This window comes from Streptomyces sp. WAC04114, from assembly GCF_019733245.1.
Lineage (GTDB): Bacteria > Actinomycetota > Actinomycetes > Streptomycetales > Streptomycetaceae > Streptomyces > Streptomyces massasporeus_A.
This window is the reverse complement of record NZ_JAIGQA010000063.1, coordinates 1-26653: the sequence shown is the minus strand read 5'-3', so window position 1 is coordinate 26653 and position 26653 is coordinate 1. Positions and strand designations below refer to the sequence as shown.

Genomic DNA, 26653 nt, shown 5'->3' with positions numbered 1-26653 from the left:
AGCCGACACGCTTCCAGCCGCGCCCCCGGCAACCCCGGCAAGGTAAGTGCGTGCCCTGATCCGGCCGCTGACTCGTCACACCGCGCCTCCTCCCAGTGAAGTGGCCTTAGCCACTTGCTGGATAGTGGCGTTAGCCACTTAGTCCACGCAAGCGATTCGCCGCAACTGGCCCCCTCAGGTGAGGGGGTAGCCCTGCTCGAACGCCCAGCGATGCGGCGGGTAGGTGGCCTCAGCGAACTCCAACGGCCGGTCCTGGAGGTCGAAGACGACGTGGTGCACAATCAGCACGGCAGAGCCGGCGGCAAGTTGAAGGTCCTCGGCCTCTTCCTCAGTCGCCGCACGCGCACACATGCGGTCTTCCGCGTAACTCCCCTGCCGTCCGGTCATGTTCTCGACGTACAGCAGCGTCCCCTCTTGGATCCGCTCCGGCTCCAGGAGCTTCGGCGCACGCTGACCGACATCCGGAGCGAACCACGAGGTGGAGAGCGTGATCGGCCCGTCCTGGTTATTGGTCACCCGCCGCCGGTGCACCGCCCGACGGTCCTTGACCAGGCCCAGCGCTTCAGCCACATGGTCCGGCGCCTCCAGCCAACCGGCAGAGGTGATCACGGCGTACTCGCCCGGTGTGTAGATCTTCCCGGTCTGCCGAGCCCGCCCGTACAACTCACGGGCCCGCCGGTTGACTTCGAGGCTGCGCACGTACGTGCCCGACCCTTGACGCTTCTCGACGAGCCCTTGATGGCTCAGCGCCTCCAACGACCGTGCGGCCGTGGGCCGGGACACCTTCCAGTCCGCCGCCAACTGCCGTTCGGACGGCACCTCGTCACCCGGTCGCAGGTCACCCCGAAGAATCTGATCACGGATGTAGTGCGCGATCTGGAGATACTTCGGCTGAGCCTCCTCGATCTGCGGCATCAGTCCTCCTCACCCAAGGCGAGCCCCAGGCGAGTAGTCGGGCACCCCGCTACCGAGCTGAGGCCTGCTTCTCGATACAAGTGGCTATGGCCTCTAGCCACTATAGGGTGAGTGGTCAACCCTTCACCCCGTAGGCTGAGACGCATGACGCGGTTGATCGTCGCAGCAGGAGGAGGGGGCGACGCAGTCGCCGCCGCAATGATTCACGCCGCCCTCTACGGCGACCAGGACCAGGCGGTGATCCTCACCTACGCGTGGGACCGCCTCTTGGTCGACCCAGTACCGGGCCCCCGAGGACCAGACAACTTCACCGGTCTCCTGCCCCTCGCCTCAGCAGTCTGGGCAGTGCCAGCCGAGGCCCGTCCGATCGCTCCAGCAGGCTCGACTCTCCCCCGACTTGCAGCAGCGCTCGGGCACACGTTCGCGCTGATCGATCCGCGCGACGGGGTCGAGGGCGTCACCCGCCAACTCGAAGAGCTGGTGGACCATTTGTCACCAGAGTCAATCGACCTCCTGGACGTGGGTGGCGACATCCTCGCCCGCGGCGACGAGCCAACGCTGAAGAGCCCACTTGCCGACGCCGTCACACTCGCCGCGTGCTGCCAGGTGAACGCTCCCGTCCGCCTGTTGGTGGCGGGCCCCGCCCTCGATGGCGAACTCCCTCTCGACGAACTGCGCGGCATGCTCGGTCCGCGAATCCACACCCTCACAGCGAAGGACGTCGAACCGATCAGCTCGGTCCTGGAGTGGCATCCCTCCGAGGCAACCGGGATGCTCGCGGCGACAGCCCGAGGCGTACGCGGCACTTGCGAAATGCGAGACGCCGGCCTCCCGGTCCCCCTCACCGACGAGGGACCGACGGTCCATGAGGTCGACCTGGACGAGGCACTGACCCGCAACCAGTTGGCCCGAGCCATCCTGACGACCGCCAACCTGGACGAGGTCGAGGCACACAGCCGCGAAATCTGCGGCTACTCGGAAATCGACTACGAGCGCAACAAGGCCGCATGGCTCAAGGACCATCCACCGGTACAGCTCGACCCAGAGGCCGTACTGGCTCAGCTCGACCAGTTCGAAGCCGAGGCCCGCAGCCGCGGAGTCACCCACACGACGTTCCGCCGCATCACTGAGGCCCTGAACCTCAACGGCTCCCTGCGCGAGGACCTGCGCCAACTGCTCATCAACAGCCGTCCGCAGCAGTACGACGCTCCCTTGTGGCGCATCACGGCCACTACTGAGTAACAACCTTCTTCACGGGTTCAAGGCGGCTCGCTCCGCTCCCCGCGCGCGGCCCGGCCCCCGGCCGGGCCTGCGCTCCTAATGGTGCGGTAAGACGCTGGGCGATTTCTCATGGCCGAGCGCTACTGGGCGGGTGGGCATGTGGTGATCCGTAGGCGCTCCTGAGGCGTGACCTCTCAAGACAGAGTCGGCCCCACGTGTCTGCTTGCCCAGTACAGCAGCGCCCGGGGGTGGCGGGGCCGGTCCGCGCTCATGCCTTCGTCCCGCGCGGACCGGCCCCGCCACCCCCGCTCGCACACAATCAGCGGCATCGTTGCTTCTCGTGGTCCAAGCCGCTGCCAGGGAACACCTCTCACCGCTCGGCGAACGCCTCAGTTCCGCAGCTGACCGAGGCCCCTGGCGGCCGCTGGGATTGCGAACGGCTAATCGGATGACGGGCCCTTGAGCCCTGCCATTAGGGAGACGCGCAACCCCGCCACGGCGACGACCTCACACCACCGGCACCCACCCCAGGGATACCACCATGACCAGCGTGTTCTGCGGCATCGACTGGGCCACCGACTACCACGACATCGCACTGCTCGACGAGGCCGGCACCCTCCTCGCGAAGCTCCGCATCGACGACACCCCAGAAGGCCTCAGCCAGCTCCTGCAGCTGCTGGCCCGGCACGGCGACAGCCCAGCGACTCCGATCCCGGTCGCCATCGAGACCTCTCACGGACTCCTGGTCGCCTGCTTACGCGCCACCGGCAGACCCATCTACGTGATCAACCCACTCACGGCCGCCCGCTACCGCGACCGCTATGCACTCAGCCGCAAGAAGTCCGACCACCTCGACGCCAAAGTCCTGGCCCACATCCTGCGCACCGACCCGGCCGAGCACCGGCCCCTGCCCGCGGACAGCCACCTCGCCCAGGCCATCACCATCCTGGCCCGAGCCCAGCAGGACGCCGTCTGGGACCGCGTCCAGACCGGCAACCGACTCCGCTCCCACCTGCGCGAATACTTCCCCGGCTTCCTCACCGTCTTCAAGCACTTCCGCGAAGGCCTCGCCTCACCCGTCACCCGCACCCTGCTCGCCGCGGCCCCCACCCCGACCCAAGCCGCCCAACTCACCCGCCCCCAACTGCGAGCGATTCTGAAGAAGGCCGGACGACAGCGGGAGATCACCGGCGAGGTCGAACGCCTCCACGGCCTACTGCGCGAACCCCAGATGCATCAACCGCCCCTGGTGGAACAGGCGATGGGCACCAAGGCCCTCGCCCTGCTGCGACAGTTCGATGCGGCCTGCACCAGCGCCGACGAGCTGGAGTCCGCGGTCGTCGACGCATTCACCGCCCACGAAGACGCCGAAATCATCACCAGCTTCCCCGGACTCGGCCACCTCACCGGCGCCCGCGTCCTGGCCGAACTCGGCGACGACCACACCCGCTTCACCACCGCCCGAGCACTCAAGGCCTACGCCGGATCCGCCCCCATCACCAGATCCTCCGGACGCAAGACAACCGTCCTGGCCAGGCACATCAAGAATCAGCGTCTCGCCTCAGCCGGCTACAACTGGGCCTTCGCCGCCCTCACAGCATCCCCCGGAGCACGAGCCCACTACGACCGCCGCCGAGCAACCGAAGAACGACACGTCGCAGCACAACGCAACCTGTTCAACCGCATGCTCGGCTGCCTGCACCACTGCCTCACCCACCACATCCCCTACGACGAGCAGACAGCCTTCCCCCACACCGCTTGACTGATCAACCGCATCGGATGTCTGTCTCCGCCCCGCTCCAGCCCGGCCGGCGCCCATGCCGCGCGTGCATCAGCCGTCAAGTGCGGCCCGCAGTGGGGCCAGCGCAAGCGCGGTGCCAACGTTAGGCTTTGGGAGCCTGACCCAGCGCATGTTTCGAGGGAGAGCTATGAGGGGCCTGCTCGATGACGAGCCTCTGCACGGAACAAGCGAAGCTCGTATTTCTTACCGTCCGCAACGTATTGCTGTGCCTTTGACGACCCCGCTAAGTCAGAACGAATTCCTTAGCGCCATGCGAAATCAATGCCAGATCTGGGGTGGCGCCGTAGCACCACTAGTTCCGATGAAATCCGGGGGGAGGGTAGACAACATTTATGCTCGAATCCTCCCCGGTTCGGCGATTGACGGCATCGAAGGCCTGCACCCGTTCAACCTGATTCACCTACCTGATGCGAAAGTTGAACCTCGCCGGGAACCGCAAGCCCATGGCCCACAGCTGGCTTTTACTCTATTGGAACCTGGAAAGGTTGACGAGTATCGACCTGTTGAAGTAGTAGAGCTAGAGGCGGGTGATCCATGGCGGATGATCTACGCGGCATGTCTCGGTCTTTTGCCGGAAAAGCCGAATCCAGAACTACTGCACTCTCACAACTTGATCCCTGAATTGACATTCGGAGACTTCATCCGAGTTGATAGGGTGAATACTGAGGGATCATTCGGCGATCTACTGCAACGCTTGAACTCACGACAGACAATTTCCCCGCGAAAACTTTCCATGTTGTGGCTTGGATATGGAAACGCCGGCAGTACCGGCATCAGAACAACGAGCGTCATCCTCCCTGACCCCGGATATGCGCGGTTGGATGCGGGACCTAACGTCGTTGTAATTTGTTCACCTGATAACATCCACGACATTGCGCTGCTGTGGAATCTGCGCGGCGCCAATGGAGATTCCGCGCCACTCCCAATCGGAATCCCGGTCGACGAGGTCACCCCCGACCGCCTTCGCCAGCTGATGCGTGAACCTGGAATATCGCGAAATGGGTTTCCGATTAACAGCCTGTACGTAACCAGCGCCAGCCTTTCAAAGGCTGAAATTCACACGCTAATCGGTGAAGATGTTCCGAGAGTCGGGATTGCCGGTTACCAGGAAATGCTGCACCTGGGGTATCCGGGTAGCCTCTCGCACCATGAGGTACTTGTCTGGGACAAAGGGAACACCCAGTTCGTTCCGCTGCCGGCCGACGCTCATCGTAGCATTTTTGCGCACGGAGTGATCTCTCGCACGGCAAACATGCAGGCGGATGTTTACGTGCTCGACAACCCATTCCCTGAAGGGCCTGACGTAAGAGCTTCTGCGCTTAGCGCTGTATTTTCTGCTGGCGCGTACAGTGCGAGTGTCACGCATCCCAAACGGGCCGAGGCCCGTAGCCTCTCATGGCCCAGCAGCTTGCTCATGGCCAGGACAGTGGCATCTAGGCGAGGGTTTGAGCTTCAGGAGTCAGAACCTGGCCGCGCGGCCCGCGTCCTTCTAGCCGGGCTCTCTGACATCAGCGAGCTTGGCAATCTTGCACATGCTCCCTTGCTTGAGATGCTGGAAGAGATGGCGGCGCGTCAAGGGTTTGGGTGGTACAAAAACCGCCTACGCAATATCGGGCAGGAGGCCGACCCTCTTAAGTCAGTCGGCCCCACTACAGACGAACTCCCAGAAAAGACATTTAATGAGTTCAAAAAGTCACTTGGAAACAGTGATAAAGCCACCAAGAGTTGGCTGCTGTGGGCCGAAAGATCACACCTCATCCTAAAAGGCTTTCAGTTGGTGTGTGATGCCTGCGACGCGAAGCAGTGGCTACCGGTCGCGGGTTTTGCGCCGCCCATTATCTGTCGCGGTTGTGCACGTGAAATGCCTGCCCCTTTCGGGGATCGGACCAACGTTGAATTCAGGTACCGTCTGTCTGAACGCCTGCGGCGAGTGTACGAGCAAGATGCGATGGGACACTTGCTGGTCGCCCGGTACTTTTATCTCCTCCTTGACGCTGGAAGACGGGGTAGGCTAATCGGTCTTCACCCCGGCATGGAGGCCCGTGAAAAAGGGAAAGTTGCGCTAGAAGGTGAAGCGGACGTTCTACTGTTCACGAAGCGTGCAGAATTCATTCCGGTCGAGGTTAAGCGCACCTTCTCGGGTTTCACGGAAAGAGAAATAGAAAAACTTGACCACCTCACCTCGCTCCTGAAATCCCCATGGTCGGTAGTTGCCGCCTGCCAATATGGCAAGGATGCAGACGAGGGGTTCGAGGAGATTGCAGAGTATTCAGCAACTGAGGGATACTCTCGTGTCGTGTTGAGTTACGACAAGCTTCTCGGGCGGCCTCTTTGGGCCATCAATAGCGACCCGTTTGAATGGAATCCACTCAGCTTGGACGAAATCAAGGAGCGGGAGCAACGCTTTGTCAGGGCAATGATTGACCAAGCCAACATTGGGAGGGCAAATTGGCTAGCGGAAGATTTGTTGAATCCACCTGACATGGTGTAGCTATCTACTGTTCTGAAGCAACTGACCTAGAACCTGCTAGGCCACCCGGGGACAACGCCGCCTCTCACCAGGCTACGCGTCCGCTCTGCCCGTCAGGCAGCGTCCAACCAAGACCCCAACTTGAGAGCTTTGGCGTAGCCATGGGCAGGCCGCCACAGCTTGTTCTGGTAGACGGCGCCATCAGCGTGGCTGAGGCCAGTGGGGGTCCAACGAGGCATACGCGTGCGTGGTCGGTCGGCGCACCCGCCGTCGTGGCTGACTGTCGTCGGCTAAGGTTCGTACCACAACCGTGCCAGATGCAGGAGTCAGCCACGGTCAACACCGGTGCTCTGCCGTCAGTAGCCACCCGCTTCCTCGACAAGCGAAGCCGCAACTCAGCTGCCAGATCACCGAGCCTCTCTCCTAAAGCGGGTGTCGCGGGTTCGAATCCTGCCGGGGGCACCAGGCAAGAGGCCCCAGATCGATCATGGTCCGGCGCCTTTGACACCTACTTCTGACATCAGCGGGGGCGGTCACCCGCGATCAGGGCGCCTCTTTCGCAGCAGCCGGTCCATGTGGCTCATCGCCTCGCGCTGCGTGTCCTGCACGACGTGCGTGTACACGTCCGTGGTGATGCTGATCTGGGAGTGGCCGACGATCTCCATCATGACGCGGGGCGCGACTCCGGCCGCCGTGAGGAGGGTGGCGGTGCCGTGGCGGGCGTCGTGCAGCCGGATGACGCGGAGGCCGGCGGACTGGGCGACGCGAGTGAAGGAGCGGTAGAGGTTGCGCGGCTCGACCGGACGGCCGGTGCGGGTAGTGAAGATGTAGACCGACTCCTGCCGCCTCTCCCCCGCCTTGACGCGAGCGTCCGTCTGCCGCATGCGGTGCCAGCGGAGGGGCGCGATGCATAGGGCGGGCAGCGGTACGGCTCGACGGCGACGGCTCTTGGGGTCGTCGTAGAGGACGCCACGGCGACGCTGGACCTGATGGCGGACGTAGAGCACGCGGTTGTCGAGGTCGACGTCCGACCACCGAAGGCCGACGATCTCACCGCGCCGCAGACCCATGGCGATGGCGAGGACGAAGGCCGCGTAGAGCGGGTCCTTACGGGAGGCGGCGAGGAAGTCGAGCGTCTCGTCGAGGGTCCACGGGTGCAGCTCGGGCGTGTCCGTTCGGGGCGGCTCGACAAGCTTGGCCACGTTGCGCGTGATCAGCTCCTCGCGGCAGGCGGAGGACAGCGCCGAGCGCAGAACTCGGTTCGATTCCTTGGCCGTTGCGGCGGTGTTCTCCTTTTCCAGGCGGACCAGGAACCGGCGGACGTCAGCGACGCCAAGGGATTCGAGCCGCTTGGCGCCGAGAAGGGGCACCAGGTAGAGCCGGACGTGCGCCTCGTACTTGTCGAACGTGCTGGGCTTGCGCCAGGGCTTTATGGCATGTCCAGCCAGTACGGCAGCCACTCCGACAGCTTGGCCGACTTAGTGGCACGGGTACGCCCTGGTCCACCTTGTCGAGGTGATCCACGGATGAGTGCGGCACATCTGGCGCTGCGTCGCCGGAAGTTACTGACCGCCAGCTCGCATTTTTCGGTTGTGGGCAGGGCACCCGTGGACCTTGCGCACAACGACGGACTCTAGCGATCATCTTACTTCCAAGTACCAGAGAGTGAGGGCGACTTGTGGGGCATGCGGAGTATGGCTGGCTCACCGAGGCCGTGTCGGACTTCGGGAAGGCCTGTAAGGACAGGCTGAGCGGCCCCGGGGGTCCCGAGGCAGTGATACGCCGCCCCATCGAGGACCTTCTCCAGACTGCTGGCCGTCGCTACGGGCTGAAGAAGGTGCTGTGGTACGACGAGACTCGGCTTGACGAGCTCGGCGTACGCCCCGACTACGCAGTAGAGGTAGATGGCGCGATCATCGGCTACATCGAGGTGAAGAAGCCCGGGCTGAACATCGATCCGGAGTCTTTCACCGGGCAGAACAAGCGCCAGTGGGAGCGGCTGCGTGATCTGCCGAACCTCCTATACACCAACGGGACCAGCTGGCGGCTCTTCCGCGGGGGCAAGGAAGCACAGGGGCCAGTACACTTCGAGGGCTCCCTCAAGAGCGCAGGCAGCACGCTGTCAGTACCGGCGCCCGCCGATCTGGACGGTCTGCTGCGTACTTTCCTTCGTTGGGAGCCGGAGCCCATCCGGTCCGTGGCGACCCTGGTGCAGCGGGTCGCACCGTTGTGTCGGCTGCTACGCGCCGCAGTTCTGGAACAGCTTGCCGCTGAGAAGCAGGCCATGAAGGCCGGCGCCAGCCCGAGCAAGCTGCCGTTCACCGGTCTGGCCCGGGACTGGCGCAAGCTCCTGTTCCCCACAGCGGACGACGCCACCTTCGCTGACGGATACGCGCAGGCCGTCACCTTCGCGCTCCTGCTCGCACGTAGCGATGACATCACCCTGACTGGCACCTCGCTCCACGAGATCGGCAAGCAGCTGCATGCTGAGCACTCCCTGATGGGCAAGGCTCTGCAGCTGTTCACCGACAACGTCAATGATCGGTTCGAGGTGACGCTCGATCTCCTCGTCCGGGTCGTGGCCTCCGTCCAGTGGGATCCGATCCGCAAAGGCCGCAGGGACGCCTACCTGTACTTGTACGAGTCCTTCCTTGAGGTCTACGACGACCAACTGCGGCAGAGAAGCGGCTCGTACTACACGCCGCGCGAAGTCGTGGAGGAGATGGTCCGTCTCACCGACGACGTGTTACGGACCCGGCTCGGCAAGGAGGATGGATTCGCCGACCAGCGTGTCTTCACCGTCGACCCGGCCATGGGGACGGGTACGTATCTGCACGCGATCATCGAGCGCGTGGCCCAGCGGGCTGCCGAGCGGTACGGTCCGGGCATACAGGCGGAGGCCATCGGTGACCTCGCAGCCCGCCTTGTCGGTTTCGAACTGCAGATGGGGCCTTCCGCAGTGGCCGAACTGCGTACGTCGGACCTGCTGAAGAAATATGGCGCGTCGCTGCCGGAGGGCGGAGCGAATCTCTATGTGACGGATACGTTGGACAACCCGTACGTCAAGGAGGAGGCAATCGCTTCCACCTACGGGGCGATTTCGGAGTCGAGAGACCGTGCCAACAAGGTCAAGGCTCGCGTGCCAGTCAACGCTGTCATCGGGAATCCGCCGTATGGGGAGAAGGCCGAGGGGCGGGGCGGCTGGGTGGAGCGGGGCGCGGAGGGCAAGGGCAAGCCGCTGCTGGATGACTTCCGCCTCGCAGGAAACGGCCGCTATGAGCATGTGCTGAAGAACCTGTACTACTACTTCTGGCGCTGGGCTACCTGGAAGGTCTTCGATGCGCACACCGAGGACCAGCACGGAGTGGTCTGCTTCATCACCCCCAGCGGCTTCGTCAGCGGGCCTGGTGGCCGAGGCATGCGTGCCTACCTGCGTAACACCTGCGACGAAGGCTGGATCATCAACGTATCTCCCGAAGGCCACCGCCCGGAGGTGTCGACCCGCATCTTTCCCGGCGTCGCCCAGCCCTTGGCGATCTGCATCTTCCTGCGCCGCGCGGGCGCTGACCACAGCCAGCCGGCGGTCATCCACTACCGCGAGGTGCATGGCCGACGCACCGAGAAGTATCAGCAGGTCAAGAACATTCGGCTGGACGACTGCGCCTGGCAGGTGGCCCGCACGGACAGCTATGCCCCCTTCACCCCGGCACAGTTGGACTGGGACACGTACCCGCTGCTCAACGATCTCTTTCCCTGGGGAAGCCTGGGTGTCACATCGAACCGGGCCTGGGTGCTGTCGCCCGGGCGGCAGATCCTAGAGCAGCGCTGGACCGGGCTGATTGGCGAAGAGGACCCTGAGCGGAAGGCGGAACTGCTCAAGGAGACCCGCGACCGGACTCTGAGCAAGAAGCTCGATGGTCTGCCGGGCCGCGGCCCCCATAACGTGCCGATCGGGCAGGAGACGGCCCGGCGCCCCGACCTGCTGCGCGTCGGCCGGCGGAGCTTTGATCGGCAGTGGTTGATCGCAGACCGGCGAGTGATCGACTTCCCGCGCCCCGACTTGTGGGAGGCGCTGCTACCCGGGCAGGTCTTCCTCAACCAGCAGTCCTCTCACCCCATCGAGTCCGGCCCGGCTGTCGTCGCCACGGGCCTCCTGCCGGACACTGACCATTTCAATGGGCGCGGGGGTCGGGTGATGCCGATGCTGCACCCGGACGGCACCAGCAACGTACCTACCGGACTGCTCGCTGCCCTAACTTCCCGGCTGGGAATCGCCAAGGTGACCGTCCAAGACCTCGCCGCGTACGTCATGGCCGTGGCCGGCCACCCGGGGTTTACGAAGCGCTTCAAAGAAGAACTCCTCACCCCCGGAGTGCGAGTACCGCTGGCCGCTGATCCCGCTCTATGGGAGGAAGCAGTAAGGCTCGGCGAAGAGGTGCTGTGGGCCTCTACGTACGGCGAAGCGTTCGCCGACCCGGGAGCCGGACGTCCGCCTGGCTCCATCACGTATGTGCCTAGTGACCTGCGGCAGGTCCGATACCTGACTCCCATAGGCAGTGAAGTCCCGCAGGAGATGCGGTACGAGGCCGCTACGCAGACCCTCCACCTTGGCGCCGGATCCTTCGGACCGGTGCCCGAGGAAGTGTGGATCTACAACGTGGGCGGGATGGGAATCCTCAAGAAGTGGTTCGGCTACCGCAAGGCCCGCCCGGACAGCAGGAGGTCCAGCCCCCTGGACGACATCCACGCCAGGCAGTGGCCGAGAGAGTGGAGCACCGAACTCATCGAGCTGCTCACGGTGCTGCGCCGCCTGGTCGAACTGGCTCCCGCCCAGGAGTCCCTGCTGGAGCGGATCCTCGCCGCGCCGCTGATCACCGAGGAAGTCCTCAAAGCCGCCGGGGCGCTTCCGGTCGCGGACAAGGCCCGCAAACCACGCCGCTCAGTCACCTTCGACAACTTCGGAACGACGAACGACGCCGACCACTAGGGCGATTCTGCCGAGGAGTGAGGAGGCCGGTGACATTGGGTCACCGGCACGCCCCAGCCGCACAGTCCCTCGGCTTGTCCGGTTAGGTCCTGTCAAGATGAGCGAGCACCTGGTCCAAGGTCCAGGCGCCTTGAGCGAGCTGGCGCAGGCAGTGTGGCACCACACTGCCCGGGTCTCGGTGTTGCAGTTCGTCAGCCAGCGCGGACACCTCTACCAAAGTCGCTTGGAGCTCGTCCCGTTCGGCCGCCAGGTAAGCGACGGTCCCAAGCTCAGTGATCGACAGCCGACCTTCGACCACCGTCACTTGCCCGGTCCTGAGTAGTTCCTCGATGTCCGAACGCAGTCGGCATTCGTCAAGGCCACGCGCGGCAGCCGGTTCCGGCTCGGTGTCCGGGTGCGAGAAGTCCGCGAGAGTAAGATGCCTAAGCAGCTTCCTCTCGGATGGTCTGAGAGTAGGGATGCGAATGGGCATGATCGCAGTCCTTAAAAGGGGATGCAGACAGTTCCCCCCAGAGGGGCCTGATTATGCCGCATATGGTTGGTAGCCACGTAGCCGCCCGCCAACAGCGCCGTGAGGTTCAGGAACATGGCGGCACAAAGGCGCCCAGCGCATCCAGCCCGCACGGGAAGCGCGGCCGGCGCAGTGCCCGGCTGCGGCCAACTGAGGACTCCTGCGCACAGCTCCAACACACTGTGTGTCCTCCACCACAACGGACTAGCTCCCACGCAGGTCAGAGGGGGGACATGACTCGACCGGCGCACTCACCCCGGAGCCGTATGCGCACCGTCGGCCAGCCGATGGCGGCAGTCGGGTCGACGAGAGGTGGTGAGTTCCGGTGTTTGATTGGCGTTACTGCGGTCAGGGAACTGACGCTCTCATCGCTGTAGTATTCCGAACAGCTTGAGTTGTGCCACATGTTGTTCCTCAACATATTGGTCACTGCGCCAAGTGCCGCAGCCGGTTCCGCAAAGCAAGTCAGCCCGGCCTGGTGGCAGCCAGACCGGGCCGACGTTCGCGGAGCCGTTGGTGTGCCCGGCCGTTCAATGGCCGGCCGGGCTCACTCACCGCCCCGCGTCCTCCACAAGAGCAGCGGCCGCTACGAGGAGGCTCAGTACCGACAAGATCACCTGCCAGCGGTCTGGCGGGGACCATCGGTTCTTAGCTTTCTTCGGCGTCTCGTCACTCATGCTGCCCCTCTCTTCTCATAACCCGTTAGGGCCAACCCGGCCGATGGGCGGCCGGAGCTATCAGGTGGAGAAAAGCGCAGCGGCTCAGAGCCTAGCGCGTCATCTCACCTCTCTCTGCAGGGTCTTGTGAGCCTGTGCGGCTGGCGGAGATTATCGGCGCACTTTCGCAAGTGTTTATTCGGGAGCCTCTCCACGTCTGGGAGGCATTCTTGGTCCTCCGCCCTGCGAGAGGCCGTCAGGTGGCCAAAGAAGGCCTGAGCGTGACACGACAAACCCTGCACCGCGACCGCGTGTGATGTGCGCCACATTTTGCCGGGCTGCTTCACTTCAGTCGTTGTCGACGTCATATAGGCATGTCGGTCAGGTCCCTATGAGACACCCAGCTGTACAGCAGCGAAGTACAGCAAGCACAACAACCAAAGCTGCTCAATGTCGCTCACCGAGCACGGCGTCGACGTTGTCACCCTGACCGCCCGCCACGACCTCGACCGGTACCAACTCATGGACAAATGGCGGAAGTGGTAGGGCAGCTCACAAACGCGATCCGCCGGACATCGCACGACTGCGCACCACAAGCGCACCAGATCGAGCAGGGAACAGCGGGGAATCACGGTGAAAGTGGCCAGGCCCTACGATACCGCTCACCGGCCGTCCGCCCAGGTCAGCGCCCGAACCGGCCCCAATGCTCGCAGCTTCCCAAGCTGAGTGCTCGCACCGTCGCCACGGGCTGGCCGTCGTGCCTTGCTCTGGTCGACGCACCAATAGCGTGGCTGACCCGATGGGGGGTGCAGCCAGGCACACGCGCGCCTGGTCGGTCGGCTGACGCGCCGTCGTGGCGGGCTTTCGTCGGCTGAGGCTGAGACGGGCCGTGACGAACGTGCCGGCCGTCAGTCGAGCGAAGAAGGCGGACCCTTGACTCGGCCATTAAGACTCCCACCATCGCGTGGGCACTGACCAGCCCAGAACCTACCTGCGGCGAGACGGAAAGGCTCCGAATTGCAGACAGCCCCTGGGTGGACGAAAATAAGTTGGCGAGCGTGGCGGGGGAAACCGGCCAGCACTTCGTGAGCATGCATTGCGCGTCCGCGTGCCCCTGGTCCGGAAGGCGACACCGCCACTGAGCCATGGGAAAACTGGGCAGCCAGACGACGGACGACCTAGCGCCGGTGATGCTCCACCACAGGTCAGCAGCCTAATGGGCATTAGATCACCTGTGCTCTCCAAACGTCACGTTTCCCCTCTCCCCACTGCGTTATACGGCAAGCTAATCCTTCGTTTAGCCCGTTTGCCTCACTCAGCTGGACATGAGCCATCACCAGCAAAAAATGGAGCTAACTGCACATGGAGGGATCTACCAAGATGGCTGCGAACCTGGAACCCGAGGCAGTATTCGGCGCTACTCTGGTCTCCTACGATGGGATTCCGCTCGGAACCGTCGGGCGCGTCTTCGCTGCGGAAAAGGACCCGGAGCAAGCAGTTCTGGTAGCCATCCCCTACCGCGGTCGACGACAGTCTGGCCGACAGTCACTCTGGAAGATGGTTCCGCTCGAAGGCTCACATGCTGACTTGAAAACTGGAGCCGTTTCCGTGCCCTTCAGCCCGAATACGGTTTGGTCGGCTCCCGAATTCTCTACGACACCTTCCTACATTTCCGGAGACACGGCTCGCGCCGTGGAAAGGCACTACGCCACCCATCAAAGCCTCTCTTCGTTTGCGCCAGATTTCTTTGAGCAACGTGAAGTGGAAAATGATACTGAACCGCACATCGAGTCTCCGGCTTCAGGGGAGGATGCATTCCACGAAGATTCGCCCAACGCTCAGTGGTCCAGGGCAGCGCAAATTGTGGGACTAGGACTACAACTTTCAGGTCACGCGCAAACACTTGAAGAATGGGAGGAGGAGGTCCAGGAGCTGAAATTGCCAGTTATCCATCCCTTCCTGGGATCGCAGGTTACTCCGGATCATGTGCAAACCGCATGTGAAACTCTCCAAATTCGAAACGCCATGTCACACGGCGGGTTTGAATCTCAACAGGAGGAGCAGGAGTCCAGTCTGCGACTGTGGCGGGAGGTTAAAACAAACAATAACGACATCGACCAAGCAGCAGCAATTGCCCTTGTCTGTATGAGTTTGCGCTCGTCATCTGACATTGTAAGGATCGCGGCTGCAGCAAGCCTTGCATGGATCGCCAATCCTTACCTGCCGGAAGTGATCGAACAGTTGACCCAGGGGTGCCGCAGCAAAGTATCTACCATCCAGTACATGGCGGCTGATGCACTGCATAAAGTGCGACCTAATCACCAGGCCCTCCAAGCACTCATCGACAAAGAGCAACAGGGACGTGAAGTAAACCCGCTCCCAGCGTACGAATCCGTTCCGCACACAAGTACCATTGTGCACGGAACGTGGGCGCAAGGAGGAACTTGGTGGTACCCAGGCAGCGACTTGTTCGAATTCCTCAAGGCGCACGTCAGCCCTGACCTGTTTCACAATGTTGACAAACTGTACAGCTGGGAAGGGAGATGGAGGCGGCACTCGCGAACAAAGGCCAGTGGCGAACTGCTGGCGTGGGCCCGCGGGAACGGTATTGACTACCTAGAGACCGCTTTTGCTCACAGTCACGGTGTTAATGTGGTGCTCACTGCGGCCCTCTTGCCCGATGATGCCCTCGAAACAAAATTGCTAGTTGCCATGCACCCTGCGCGCGTTCATCGCTCGGAACAGGAATGGAATCTGATTTTCAAAAACATTGGCGGCGTGCTGGCTGTACGGTCTAGATTCGATCTAGTCGTTCTAGCCGACCGCGCAGTAAGAATGTTCCCACCCGACAGCGAAAAAGTGCATAGGTATACCATGCCCGTATGGTTCTCCCACAATCCAGCAATTCAGAAAAGCTCGTGGGAGCAAAAAGATAAACGCCTAGTGCACGTCACGCATCAGCGACGAAACATGGCGGAGCTTCGGTTTCGAAACGGGGCTACACGGCCGCCTCTCCAGCCAGCTGAAGAGGCGGGCCCCGTCCCGGGATCCCAGGAGGTGGGTGATCACGGCTAGCTTGCGGGCCTCCGAGGACTCAGCCCGCCGTGGTGCCCCTCGGGCTGTGGACTATCCGTGGACGGACTCTGGTCGGCTAGAGGTCTGGAACGCCCTGACCTGCGGAATTGCCTGAGAGTCAATGGGCCTCCGGAGCCGTGTGCGCAGGTTCGAATCCTGCCGGGGGCACCTTGTATTGGGTGCCTAAAGACCCCGTCACCAGTGGAAACGCTGCGGTCGGGGTCTTCGTGCATGTGCGGGCGTGTGTTCGTCGGAGCCGCTGTGCCGCAGGTGCGTGTGTAGAGGCGCTGCGCGTGCCGGCCCAGCAGCAGTTCGACGTGTTTGCCCGCGCGCTCCGTGACCTCGGTGGGGTCGATGCCTGCGGCGGGCCACGAGGAGAGCGCGGAATGCCTCAGGTCGTACAGCCGATCGGCCAGCGGTGAGGCCACCTGTGGCGGCGTGAGCGCCAAGTCGCGCCAGTGCGTGGTGGAACACGTTGGTTGGCAACAACCGCCCCTCCTTGGCGGTGCCGAACTCGTCGATGTGGGCGATGAGCTTGCGGACTAGGCGCGGCGGAATAGGGGCGATGCGGGTTTCCTTCGAGGGGCGATTCCTGTTCCTTCGAGAGCGATTCCTGCGGCCGCGGTTGTCGTGAACCCGCGGCTCCTGTCTAGTGCTTCCCGATGGCCGACCGCGTCTTCTCCAGGATCAGCGAACTCGACCCGGTGTCCGGCAGAGTGCGTCGCGCGCATCACGCTGCCCGGCATCGAGTCCGGCGAACGCCTCGTCGGCACCGCTGGAAGTTCGGGCGGTCGATCGCCTGGCCCTCGGCTACCGACGCCTCACCGTCCGAACCCCACGAGAGGGCTTGGACTTCCTCGCATTCCTCGAGCTGGCCACTGTCCTTACCTGCTGCAAGAAGCTCGTGGAACCACCACGGGAGTCAACCGCTAATCCGCATGATTGGTACCGCCCCAAGGGGCTTCGCTCGATATTTTCCACATGCTCTCAAATAGATCGGAGCACTCCTTTACCATGTGCTCGGACCGCCGCATACCGTCCCGAACATCCCACCCCACTCTTCCAGATCGGGATATCACCGGATCCAGCAAGACTCGGTCGGGTTGACCGTAGGGAAATTCCGTTTCGCGGGCGACATCGTAAAAGGCGAAGAAGGCGACGTTGTCACCGACAAGGCATACCTGGAATGTCGGCAGGCCCGGGTAGGTTCGGAATTGGATGGAAACCTCTATGTTCGTGCGCTCCCGTAGGCGTCGCGCAAAGAAGAGGAGGTGACTCGCGTAGTCTCTAGTCCTGCCCTCGACGTACCTGCGGAATTCTGGGTCATCTGACATTGTCCCATCGCCGTTCACCCTGCACGGAATTTCCATCGGTTCAGACAGATTGGGGGTCAAGACCCTGAACGTGACAGATTGGATTCGCGCCGGAGAGTCATGTAGCCGCATCAACGTGCTGCGCATGTGATCGAAGATTGACTCGCCCGTGTACCCGATGAACCGCACATCAATGGCGCGACCGGTCTCGGCTTCCTTGATCAAATCTCCACGGGACGTGGGATTGGCGAATCGAGATGTCGCATGCTCACTTCGCGACCCGTCCGCCAGGTCCTTGATCGCGTCATACAGAACGTACGCCACAAGACTCAGGAGCGCCCCCGCTGTGAATGCCCTTCCTTGCAGGGCATCTCCGACGGGTTTAAAAATCTGGGCCACCAGGCCAAGAACGAATATTCCAAGGAGGATACAACGAGTGGCTATCGGTTCGACGGTGTGTCGAAGATACCGAATGGCTCCTTGGAATCGCACCGCAGTACCCGGCATGTCCCCCCTCGCCAGAAACAGGCATGGCCCGATTGCAACCGTTCATACCCTTACAGCAACATCAGTAGTCTTTGCCCCTGCAAGATCACGGAAGCGGCATGAGTCGTACCTGTTCAGAAGCGCTCCGCACCGGCCGGGGGATTGAAAGGGCCGTCGTGAAGTCCAGAGATCGAGAGACGCCGGACGTCGTCTTCAGCGCGCCTCGTCATCCTGTGTCTGAGCAGGTCAAGAGAGTGGTTCGCCGTCGGCATGTATGGAGGGGGACGGGCAGCGCCGACGCCTGAGCATGCCCGAGCGGCCAGAACCATGACTGCCGTGTCAGGCAGGCCTGGATGACGCCGTGGGTGAGGGCAGCGCTTAGCCGACAGTCGTCTGGCGGGGCATGCCTATGGCGTCCCCGCCCACGCCCACACCCAAACCCACACCTCGAACGGCTCGCAGGCTCGTCGGGCGCCGCGCTATCGCGTCCTACTCGCTCATTCTCCGGCCCTCTCGTACAGCACGCCGTCGGACCAGATCGCGGGTATTCTGCCCCATTCCATGGCACTGCGTACATCTGGGAAGAAGCCGCTGCCATTGTGGTTGGCACTGGTGTTGCAGAGCAGCGGGATGCCGCTGAGCCGCTCGTATGCGTCCAGGACCTCATAGACGAAGGAGTTGTTTTCAGGTCCGACCGTCTGAACACGCGCGGTGCCGTCCAAATGGCAGATGGCCGGCACCTTCTCCTGCCACTCGGGGCGCACCTCTTGGTCGAAGAGCATGTACGGATCGGGGGTGCCCGGCGCGAACAACTCAGATACCCGGTCCTCACGGCAAATGGGGGCGACGGGACGGTATGCCTCCCGTCCCTTGATCTCATTGAGCCGGTGCTTCATGTCTGAAGCCACGGCGGGCGCCAGAATGCTGCGGTGCCCAAGCGCCCGCGGACCGAGCTCGGCCCGCCCGTGTAACACCACGACCGGGTCACCCATCTCATACATCCAGGCGGCCAGTTCGGCAGGCGTGCAGGGATGGCATTGCCAGCCAGGTAGCGCCTCACTCGCGACCAGAGCGGGCCCCGCATAGGTATCCCACTCCAGGCGCTTGGGGCCTTTCGAGTTCAGCAGCTCACAACAGGCCGTACCCAAAGCGCTGCCCGCGTCGTTCGGGAATGGGGGGATCCAGACGCGGTCCACGATGTCAGCCGCGCGAACGTCCCGATTCCACTTGATGTTCAGGGCGCAACCACCGACCAGGCAGAGATTGCGCGTGCCCCGCCCGTCTGTTTCTATCGCGGCCCGCAGCCCGTCGATCAAGGTCTCCCCCAGGAAGGCGTGCACTGAGGCGATCATGTCTTCGGGTGAGATCCCAGGGACGTTGAGCCCCTCGTCCATCAAGCTCATGATCTGCCGCCCGGCGGCCTCGGTCAGATGGTCGTCGGTCGGCCGTCCGTCGGGGAATACCTTCCGCTCGACCTCGTCATAGAGGGTGCGCAGGGCGTCGACAGCCTTCTCGTCCCGGTTACCGTAGGCGACATACGCCATGATCTTGCCGGGCAAGTCCAAGGTGTGCGGCCACTCGATCGGGGCGTCGAACGGTGGGAAGTGCTGGGCCAATATGTGGTAGGTGTCGCCCAACATGTAGTGCACCGCACCCACGTTGTCCATGACGTTCGTGGCTGCATCGTAGTGATACAGGACCGGGAACATCGCTCCGTCCCAGCACAGGATGTACGACGGCTCCTGGCTCCGGGCGAAGGGGCTGGAACAGTACGCACTCGCCACGTGCCCGGCGTAGTGGGGGTAGCTGGTGTATTCGAGATCCAGGAACCTCGACGGGTAAGGGCGAAGGAGATTGTTGTCCAACAAGCCGCGCCGGTAGGGAGCGAGCTCGACCAACACCTCCTGCGCCCCCCAGGGCTTGACCATATGAGTCCTGCCCCAGCCGTCGAGGACGAGCCGGTCAACGTCCTCCAGGCGGTACCCGTACTCGGCGAGCAGGTCCACAACGATCTGCATGTCGTCGATGGACTGGTGTCGGGGGTTGTTGGCCAGCTTCTCCATCTCGATGGAGAAGATCAGGCGCCCGTCATCGATGAGGGCGACACCGCCGTCGTGGGTTAGTTTGACACCGCAGATGATCATGATTCATCTCCGGCACTCGCAGCGACCAAGAACCGGTTGTCACTCGGCAGTTCGGCGACCGTCGGCGTCCTAAGGGCGGTTGTCTCCTCCCCTGGTGCGCCCGCCAGGGGGTTGAAAGCCTCGCGCACGTGGTCGTGGGGTTCGTCGCCGCGGTATTCCACGCGGATCCACCGCTGCTGCTCCTTGAGCTCCGCGAGGGTCATCTCTGGGCGGCATATGGTGCAACCGAGGTTGATCAAATCGCAGAAGTCGTTCACCCGTTCGATGCCCCGGGCGGGGGCCACCATGACGCGTGCATCCACGAGGGTCTCCTTGATGTACTCCATCTCGCTCGCGATGGCCGTCCGCGAACGCCGCACCATGTCGTGGTCACCGTAGATCTGGTGGATGGAGCAGAAGGTACAGGAGGCCTGCTAACCCCGGGAGCCGCCCGGATACGTCAAGGCCGAATCTGGGTGCTTCTCGGCCAGTACCTGACGCAGGTCGTGACGGCCCGCCAAGGTGAGGGCGTCGAGGTCCACACACCTACCGCCGACCCGGCCATAGGGCGGGCGACTGTTCACGGCACGGGTAACTCCCCGCCCCTCATCTGCTCGTCGGCGTCTCAAACGGGACGAACACGTCGTTCTTACGCATCGCGCACAAGGCCCAGATGGTGAAGCCCGAGATGGTGATCATCACGATCGACCAGACCGGGTGGTAGGGCAGGGAAAGGAAGTTGGAGATGGTGACGAGGGCTGCGATGCCCACGCCGAGGACTCGGGCCCAGGTCGATGCCATGAACAGGCCGACGCTGACGACGAAGGCGAGTGCGCCCAGGGCGAGGTGGATCCAGCCCCAGGCGGTGAGGTTGAACTCGAAGACGTAGTTCCGTGTCGAGACGATGATGTCGTCGTCCGCGATCTCCGCGATGCCGCGCATGATGTCGAGAATGCCGCCGATCATGAGCATGATGGCCGCGAAGACGGTCACGCCGGTGGCCCACTCCCGCAGCGACGTACGGGTGCTTCCGGGGTGCGTGGTGGTCATGCCGGCTGCCTCGTTCCCATGTCGTCCGGGGAGGGCCCGGTCGTCCGGGGGGCCCGGTCGTCCGGGGAGGGCCCTGCCCCCCGCCCGGCCGCGCCGTTCTCGGCGTGCCCACGGCAGGACCGGGGCGGCCTCACCCGCCTGGGGTGAAGCCAAGTCGAGGGAGAGGCGCCACTTTCGCCCCATACGCACCATTGTTCTACCGTGGAGAAGAACGACGCTGCTCACCCTCTCACCGATCATCGAGGTGACGGTCATGACGGAGACCACTCAGCGCAGGAACACAGCGGGCAGGCAGGACGGGGCGCCGTCGCAGGGCGGCAAGGGCGCTCCCGGTACCCGTGGGAGCACCGCCATCGCGGACACGGTCGTTGCGAAGATCGCGGGCATGGCGGCCCGGGAGATTCCCGAGGTGCACAACCTCGGCGGAGGAATGACCAGGGCCTTCGGGGCTGTTCGTCAGCGGGTGCCGGGCGGGGGCAGTGGGGTCACCCAGGGGGTGAAGGTGGAGGTCGGCGAGCGCCAGGCCGCCGTCGATCTCGACGTGGTTGTCGAGTACGGCGCCGCCATCGCGGACACCGCCGCGGACATCCGGACCAATGTCGTCAACGCCGTGGAGCGGATGACCGGCCTGGAGGTCGTGGAGGTCAACATCGCCGTCGACGACGTCCATCTCCCGGACGAGGAGGAGGACGAGTCCGAGCAACAGGAGGGCAGGCGGGTGGCCTGACCCCAGGGCCCTAAGGCTGATCCCACGGCCGACCCCACGGCCCGGCTCAGTAGACCTCCGGGACCGTTCTCGGGCCGCACGGCACGCGCACATGCTCGCCGTGGCCGCAGTGGATGACGCGGTCGCCGAGGCCGATTCCGTCGGCCTCGGCGAGGAACGCCGCCAGGGGCGAGCGCATCACCGTGTAGTCCCCGTGGTGCACGGGCAGGACGAGCCGGGGATCGAGGCGGCGGGCCAGTTCGGCGCCCTGGGCGCCGTCCATCGTGACCACGAAGCCGCCGGGCAGGGTGGTGCCGTCCAGGTGGAGGACGGCCAGATCGGCGGCCGGGAAGCGACCCGCGATCTCGTCGAGGCCGTCGTACACGAGCGTGTCGCCGGAGACGTGGAGCCGCATGCGGGGCGCTCCCCCGGCGGGGCCGAACTCCGGCATGCTGCCCATCACCGGTGGCAGCAGCCTGCGCAGCACCGGGTGGCCGGCGTGCCGGGTCGTCAGGGCGGTGACCGTCACCTGCGCGCCCTCGTGCTGGAGGGTGAGCGCAGCGCCTTCCAGGTGTGCAGCCCCGCCGTCCGGTGGAACCCGTGCACGGCCCTCAGGCAGCGGGCCGCGTGCGGTGTGGCCAGGATCGGCACGGTGTGGTCCAGGTGCCGGCGGGCGCGGCGGTCCCAGTGGTCGCCGTGCAGGTGCGAAAGCACGATCCCGTCGAGACGGGGCAGCTCGTGCACGTCGAGGGCCGGCTCGGTCAGACGGCGGCCCAGCAGGCCGTGGCCGAGGTAGGCGTACTGGCCCCGGTGCAGGAAGTTCGGGTCGGTGAGCAGGGTGAGCGGGCCGTACGACAGGAGCACCGTCGCGTTGCGGTGAAGTGGATGTCGATCGCGTCGCCAGTGTGGTGGGCCGTGGGCTGCGGCATGGTTGCCCTCCGCTCTCCCCCTCCCGTCGGGGATGGGGGTGGGTCGCCCGTGTCCGTCCCCGGGTCCCCGGGTGGGGTATCCGTGTCCATGAGGCCGAGTGCGCGCGCCCTGCCCCGATGCAGAGGGGTCAGGCCGAGCGCTTGCGCGACGTCGTCTTCTTCGCCGGTGTCTTCTTCGCGGTGCTCTTCGACGCCGCCTTCTTGGCAGTCCCCTGACCCTGTCCCTGGCCCGACTTGGCCGTCGACTTCTTCGCCGCCGTCGTCTTCTTGGCCGCCGTCTTCTTCGCCGTGGACGTCGACTTCTTGCCGCCGGTCTGCTTGGGGGCCGCCCGGGCCGACTTGCGCTGCGGGAGTGACTTGACCTCGGCGTGCTCGGTGTCCTCGCCGCGGGACTCGCGGGCCGCGCGGACGCTGCTCTCCAAGGCCGCCATCAGGTCCAGGACCTTGCCTCCCGTGGCCGGCTCCGGGGATTGGGGCGGGGCCTCGCCGGCGGCCTTCGCGGCGATGACCTCCTCCACGGCGTCGCGGTACTCGTCGTGCAGGTCCTCCAGGTCGACCTCGCCGAGGGTGTCCATCAGGGCGTCGGCCAGGTCCAGTTCCTTGTCGCGGACCGTCACGTCGGTGTCGGGGGCCAGGCCCTCGGGAGCGCGGACCTCGTCCGGCCACAGCAGGCCGTGCATCGCGATCGCGTCGCCGACCACCCGGAGCATGCCGAGGCGCTCCCTGCCGCGCAGGGCGAACTTGGCGATCGCCACCTTGTTGCTGCGCTTGAGCGCCTCGCGCAGCAGGGTGTACGGCTTCGCCGCGGGGGCGCCGCTCGCCTGGAGGTAGTACGCGGCGTCCATCTGGAGCGGGTCGATCCGGTCGGCCGGGACGAAGGCGACGATCTCGATCGTCTTGGCGGTCGGGATCGGCAGGCTCGACAGGTCCTCCTCGGTGATCGGGATGATCGTGCCGTCGGCGTCCTCGTAGCCCTTGCCGATCTCGCCCTGGGTGACCTCCCGGTCCTCCAGTTCGCAGAACTTGCGGTACCGGATGCGGCCGCCGTCCTCGGTGTGGATCTGGCGGAAGGAGATCGAGTGGCTCTCGGTGGCGTTCACCAGCTTGATCGGAATGCTGACCAGGCCGAACGAGATGGCGCCGTTCCAGATGGATCTCACGTGCAGCACCCTTCCGGTCACGCTCGGGAGTGTTCGTCATGGTTTGCGTGGGATTCTTATCGTATGGCGCCTATCACAGTGGTGGAGGGGCGACGGCTCGCTCTCAGCAATCTGGAGAAGGTGCTGTATCCCGCCACCGGCTTCACCAAGGGCGAGGTGCTGCACTACTACGCGACCGTCGCCGAGGTCCTGTTGCCCCATCTGCGTGATCGGGCGGTGTCCTTCCTGCGCTATCCGGACGGGCCGGACGGGCAGGTGTTCTTCACGAAGAACGTGCCGCCGGGTACGCCCGACTGGGTCACCACCGCCGAGGTGCCACGGGTCGAGGGGCCCTCACGGATGGTCCTGGTGCAGGATCTGCCGAGCCTGATGTGGGCGGCGAACCTCGTGACCGAGTTCCACACCCACCAGTGGCGCGTCGACACTCCGGACGAGGCCGACCGGATCGTGTTCGACCTCGATCCGGGGGCGCCGGCGAGCATCGTGCAGTGCTGCGAGGTCGCCCTGTGGCTGCGGGAACGGCTCGCGCGCGACGGCCTCGAGACCTACGCCAAGACCTCCGGCTCGAAGGGGCTGCATCTGCTCGCCGCCGTGCGCGGGGCGTCCTCCGAGCGGGTGTCCGAGTACGCCAAGGCACTCGCCGTCGAGGCCGAGAAGGCCATGCCCCGGCTCGCGCTCCACCGGATGACCAGGAGCCTGCGCCCGGGGAAGGTCTTCGTGGACTGGAGCCAGAACGCCGCCCGCAAGACGACGGCGACCCCGTACACCCTGCGGGCCCGCTCGGAGCCGACCGTCTCGGCCCCGGTGACCTGGGACGAGATCGAGGAGTGCCGCTCACCCGGCCGGCTGGACTTCCGCGCCGGCGACATCGCCCCGAGGGTCCAGGACTACGGCGACCTGCTCGCCCCGCTGCTGGACACGGAGGCGGCCGGATCGCTGCCGTAGCCGGGCAGGCGGCGGATTCCCGGCGGGCGTCGCAGTAGGCGCGTGCCGTATCCCGCCCGGCCGGTCCTGGCCGCGTCCCTCACACCCGCGCCCACGTGTTCCGGTCGCGGGCCATCGCGTGCAGCGCCTCCACGTCCGCTGGTTTCAGGACACCGCCCCGCTGGGAGAGGCCCTCCACCTCCGTGGCCGTCAGGACGTGGACCTCCCGGGGGGCCGTGGGGATCGACACAGCCGCCGGGTCCACCAGGGCGAGGACCGGGCGGACCTCGGCGGTCAGGGCGTAGGAGGCGCGGTCGGCGTCGGAGCGGACGCGGCGCAGGAGGGGGTACGGGTCGCGGCGGCCGAGGGTGATCGCGGGGTCGGCGATCCGGACGCGCTGCCCGCGGGCGTGGAGGGTGTGCACGGCGTAGAGGCCGCCGGGGCCGATCAGCAGGTGGTGGATGCGGTCGCCGCCGGGGAGCGGTACGGAGTGCACGGTGTGCCAGCCCGCGCCGTCGAGGCGGTCCAGGGCGTCGCCGACCGTCTGCTCGGCCGCCAGGGCCCTGCGGCGCGGGTCGGGGCGCAGCCGGTGCGTGGGGCCGGTGATGAAGGGCCCGAGCGCCCGCAGGACGTCGTCCTCGCGGTCCTGGCCGAGCAGGTTCACCCGGGCCGCCTCACGGTCGTACCAGGCGATGTTCCTGCCGTCCGGGAGGCAGACGTAGAGCCGCTCCCGGCCGTGCCGCCAGGTCGGTATGACGCGCAGTCCGTTCATGCATCATCACCCCTGTCCATGGGAACAGGCGGGGTGCTGCGGGGGCAAGAACCGGGCTACCTTTGAGAGGAGTTGGGCCTGCCCGCGGACCCCCGGGCGGTCATGGTGGGGAGGCGCCGTTGCGTACCCGCAGTAAACCCGACGTACCCGCTCCGGAGACTCCGTGGAGCGAGGTCGTCCCCGGGCTCTGGATGGGCGGTCACGAGTACACGGGGGCCTTGGGCCATCTGGAGTTCGCCGTCGTACGGAGCGAGTTCGATCTCGTGCAGACGCTGCTGCGGCTGCCGGGGCACGGGCCCGATCCCGGCGTCCGGCACCATGTGTGGCCGATCCCCGACGGGCCGCTGGACGGGACGCAGCTCGCCGGTGTGATCCGGCTGGCCGAGGCCGCGTGCGAGGCGTTGGACGAGGGCCGCACGGTCCTGGTCCGCTGTTACCACGGGTACAACCGCTCCGGTCTGGTCGTCGCGCACGCGCTGATGCGCCAGGGCCGCACCGCCGAGGAGGCGATCCGGCAGATCCGGGCCCGGCGCTCGCCCTGGGCGCTGCACAACGATCTGTTCGTCGACTACCTGCGGGCCGGGCTGGCCACGGCACGGCTGCTGGAGGAACTCACCGACTAGCACGGCACGGGTGCGGCGGTGAACGTACGGCTGCCCTCTCGCGCAAATGGGACTTCCCCACGAATAAGGTGTACGCGGCCGACAGGTGCACGCCGCCGACGGCCGCGTCCGCGTGTCCCGACCGTGTCCCCGCCCCGCCGTGTCCCCGCCGTGTGATCACCATGAACGCCAGGAGTGCAGTGCCCCTCAGCCGCCCCGGACGGGCCGCCCGTCGCCTCGCCGTCGTCGCCCTCCTGCTGGCCGCCGCCGTGGGCTGCGGGGACGCGGGCGGGCTGGAGAGGGCGGGGTCGACCCCGACGGCGGAGAGGCCGGCCCGGCTCTGGCCGGAGCTGACGCCCGCGTCCAGCCCGGCCTTCGAGATCGGCGAGGTGAACACCGAGGTGGTCAAGGGGGTGAAGGTCCCCGGCGACGACATCCGCCGGGTGAACCCGGTGTCCATCGTCCGGGCCGAGATCGCCCGGAACCCGGGGGACTACGACGGCCCCAAGGCCCCCTACCGAGACACCAAGCGCGAGATGGCCGACTGCGCGAAGGGCCCGGGGCACGGGAAGTGTCCGGTGCTCACGCCGTACTACCGGGATCTGACCGGCGACGGGCACGACGACCTGACGCTGGGCTTCCCGCTGCTGCCCGGGAAGACGACCGCGGTCCGCGTGTACACCGTCGAGAAGCACCGGCTGGTGCAGGTGATGGGGTGGGAGGACGCGCTGAGCGGGGTCGAGCTGGCCGGGCGTTCCCTGGTGATCCGCTCGCCGTCGGAGGTCGCCGGGTACGAGTACCGCCTGCAGTGGACCTGGGACCGGGACCAGCGGGCCATGCTCCTCACCCACGACGAGATGCTGCGCACCGGCCCGCGCGAGCCCTCCCGGCACCCGTCGGCCTCCACCGGCGGTTCCCGGTCCCAGGTCCACTGCAGGCGGTACTCGTACCC

The 26653-nt window shown here is 65.1% G+C and carries 17 protein-coding genes and 1 pseudogene; 9 read left to right on the top strand and 9 right to left on the bottom strand.

Annotation, left to right across the window (positions count from 1 at the left end):
- Window positions 1-174 precede the first annotated feature (174 nt).
- Complete coding sequence (locus tag K4G64_RS18550) at window positions 175-915, bottom strand: GntR family transcriptional regulator (protein ID WP_221757132.1); 741 nt, start codon at window positions 913-915, stop codon at window positions 175-177.
- Between the two features lie 144 nt (window positions 916-1059).
- On the opposite strand from K4G64_RS18550, the gene K4G64_RS18545 reads away from it, so the two are divergent.
- The 3 genes from K4G64_RS18545 to K4G64_RS18535 all read left to right on the top strand — a co-directional run bounded on the left by K4G64_RS18545 (window position 1060) and on the right by K4G64_RS18535 (window position 6428).
- The gene (locus K4G64_RS18545; RefSeq protein WP_221757131.1) at window positions 1060-2157 is read left to right on the top strand and encodes a DUF1152 domain-containing protein; all 1098 of its coding nucleotides are present in this window, start codon (window positions 1060-1062) and stop codon (window positions 2155-2157) included.
- A 520-nt stretch (window positions 2158-2677) separates the two neighbouring features.
- Window positions 2678-3898 (top strand): IS110 family transposase, encoded by a 1221-nt coding sequence (locus K4G64_RS18540; RefSeq protein ID WP_221757130.1) that lies wholly within the window; start codon window positions 2678-2680, stop codon window positions 3896-3898.
- A 166-nt stretch (window positions 3899-4064) separates the two neighbouring features.
- Window positions 4065-6428 (top strand): hypothetical protein, encoded by a 2364-nt coding sequence (locus K4G64_RS18535; protein ID WP_221757129.1) that lies wholly within the window; start codon window positions 4065-4067, stop codon window positions 6426-6428.
- Window positions 6429-6940: 512 nt separating this feature from the next.
- On the opposite strand, the pseudogene K4G64_RS18530 reads toward K4G64_RS18535, so the two are convergent.
- Window positions 6941-7922 (bottom strand): annotated as a pseudogene (locus K4G64_RS18530) (tyrosine-type recombinase/integrase); the annotation flags it as partial.
- A 259-nt stretch (window positions 7923-8181) separates the two neighbouring features.
- On the opposite strand from K4G64_RS18530, the gene K4G64_RS18525 reads away from it, so the two are divergent.
- A complete protein-coding gene (locus K4G64_RS18525; protein ID WP_308122419.1) occupies window positions 8182-11394 on the top strand; it encodes a type ISP restriction/modification enzyme in 3213 nt (1070 codons plus the stop codon).
- A 2529-nt stretch (window positions 11395-13923) separates the two neighbouring features.
- Entirely contained in the window at window positions 13924-15636 is a 1713-nt protein-coding gene (locus K4G64_RS18520) for a hypothetical protein (protein WP_221757128.1), read from the top strand.
- 2296 nt (window positions 15637-17932) lie between these two features.
- Here K4G64_RS18520 and K4G64_RS18515 read toward each other — a convergent pair.
- The 3 genes from K4G64_RS18515 to K4G64_RS18505 form a co-directional block, all read right to left on the bottom strand.
- Window positions 17933-19579, bottom strand: coding sequence for a carbamoyltransferase N-terminal domain-containing protein (locus tag K4G64_RS18515; RefSeq protein WP_221757127.1), 1647 nt, complete (start codon window positions 19577-19579; stop codon window positions 17933-17935).
- Entirely contained in the window at window positions 19576-19905 is a 330-nt protein-coding gene (locus K4G64_RS18510) for a hypothetical protein (protein ID WP_221757126.1), read from the bottom strand. The genes K4G64_RS18515 and K4G64_RS18510 overlap by 4 nt, the downstream gene beginning before the upstream one ends.
- Before the next feature lie 259 nt (window positions 19906-20164).
- Window positions 20165-20608, bottom strand: a complete 444-nt coding sequence (locus K4G64_RS18505; protein WP_221757125.1) for a hypothetical protein — start codon at window positions 20606-20608, stop codon at window positions 20165-20167.
- A 253-nt stretch (window positions 20609-20861) separates the two neighbouring features.
- Here K4G64_RS18505 and K4G64_RS18500 point away from each other — a divergent pair, with 253 nt between their 5' ends.
- The gene (locus K4G64_RS18500) at window positions 20862-21335 is read left to right on the top strand and encodes an Asp23/Gls24 family envelope stress response protein (RefSeq protein WP_221757124.1); all 474 of its coding nucleotides are present in this window, start codon (window positions 20862-20864) and stop codon (window positions 21333-21335) included.
- Between the two features lie 46 nt (window positions 21336-21381).
- On the opposite strand, the gene K4G64_RS41435 is transcribed toward K4G64_RS18500, so the two are convergent.
- The 3 genes from K4G64_RS41435 to K4G64_RS18490 form a co-directional block, all read right to left on the bottom strand.
- Window positions 21382-21843 carry an MBL fold metallo-hydrolase gene (locus K4G64_RS41435; RefSeq protein WP_374206426.1) on the bottom strand — a complete coding sequence of 154 codons (462 nt, stop codon included), beginning with the start codon at window positions 21841-21843 and terminating at the stop codon, window positions 21382-21384.
- Entirely contained in the window at window positions 21840-22178 is a 339-nt protein-coding gene (locus K4G64_RS41430) for an MBL fold metallo-hydrolase (protein ID WP_374206425.1), read from the bottom strand. The genes K4G64_RS41435 and K4G64_RS41430 overlap by 4 nt, the downstream gene beginning before the upstream one ends.
- A gap of 193 nt (window positions 22179-22371) precedes the next feature.
- The gene (locus K4G64_RS18490) at window positions 22372-23412 is read right to left on the bottom strand and encodes a Ku protein (RefSeq protein ID WP_221757143.1); all 1041 of its coding nucleotides are present in this window, start codon (window positions 23410-23412) and stop codon (window positions 22372-22374) included.
- A gap of 54 nt (window positions 23413-23466) precedes the next feature.
- Between K4G64_RS18490 and ligD the strand changes: the two genes are divergently transcribed.
- The gene (gene ligD / locus K4G64_RS18485) at window positions 23467-24348 is read left to right on the top strand and encodes a non-homologous end-joining DNA ligase (protein ID WP_221757123.1); all 882 of its coding nucleotides are present in this window, start codon (window positions 23467-23469) and stop codon (window positions 24346-24348) included.
- 79 nt (window positions 24349-24427) lie between these two features.
- Here ligD and K4G64_RS18480 read toward each other — a convergent pair whose 3' ends face one another.
- Complete coding sequence (locus tag K4G64_RS18480; protein WP_221757122.1) at window positions 24428-25099, bottom strand: nuclease-related domain-containing protein; 672 nt, start codon at window positions 25097-25099, stop codon at window positions 24428-24430.
- A gap of 119 nt (window positions 25100-25218) precedes the next feature.
- Between K4G64_RS18480 and K4G64_RS18475 the strand changes: the two genes are divergently transcribed.
- Window positions 25219-25722, top strand: coding sequence for a dual specificity protein phosphatase family protein (locus tag K4G64_RS18475; protein WP_221757121.1), 504 nt, complete (start codon window positions 25219-25221; stop codon window positions 25720-25722).
- 179 nt (window positions 25723-25901) lie between these two features.
- On the top strand, window positions 25902-26653 hold a 752-nt coding region (locus K4G64_RS18470), incomplete at its 3' end, for a hypothetical protein (protein ID WP_221757120.1).

Excerpts from the sequence above, each read along its gene's own strand:
- K4G64_RS18520 (WP_221757128.1), top strand. The coding sequence starts at position 13,924 with ATGGAGGGATCTACCAAGATGGCTGCGAACCTGGAACCCGAGGCAGTA.
- K4G64_RS18510 (WP_221757126.1), bottom strand. The coding sequence starts at position 19,905 with ATGGAGTACATCAAGGAGACCCTCGTGGATGCACGCGTCATGGTGGCC.
- K4G64_RS18480 (WP_221757122.1), bottom strand. The coding sequence starts at position 25,099 with ATGAACGGACTGCGCGTCATACCGACCTGGCGGCACGGCCGGGAGCGG.
- K4G64_RS18545 (WP_221757131.1), top strand. The coding sequence starts at position 1,060 with ATGACGCGGTTGATCGTCGCAGCAGGAGGAGGGGGCGACGCAGTCGCC.
- ligD (WP_221757123.1), top strand. The coding sequence starts at position 23,467 with ATGGCGCCTATCACAGTGGTGGAGGGGCGACGGCTCGCTCTCAGCAAT.
- K4G64_RS18500 (WP_221757124.1), top strand. The coding sequence starts at position 20,862 with ATGACGGAGACCACTCAGCGCAGGAACACAGCGGGCAGGCAGGACGGG.
- K4G64_RS18550 (WP_221757132.1), bottom strand. The coding sequence starts at position 915 with ATGCCGCAGATCGAGGAGGCTCAGCCGAAGTATCTCCAGATCGCGCAC.
- K4G64_RS18535 (WP_221757129.1), top strand. The coding sequence starts at position 4,065 with ATGAGGGGCCTGCTCGATGACGAGCCTCTGCACGGAACAAGCGAAGCT.
- K4G64_RS18505 (WP_221757125.1), bottom strand. The coding sequence starts at position 20,608 with ATGACCACCACGCACCCCGGAAGCACCCGTACGTCGCTGCGGGAGTGG.
- K4G64_RS18515 (WP_221757127.1), bottom strand. The coding sequence starts at position 19,579 with ATGATCATCTGCGGTGTCAAACTAACCCACGACGGCGGTGTCGCCCTC.
- K4G64_RS18540 (WP_221757130.1), top strand. The coding sequence starts at position 2,678 with ATGACCAGCGTGTTCTGCGGCATCGACTGGGCCACCGACTACCACGAC.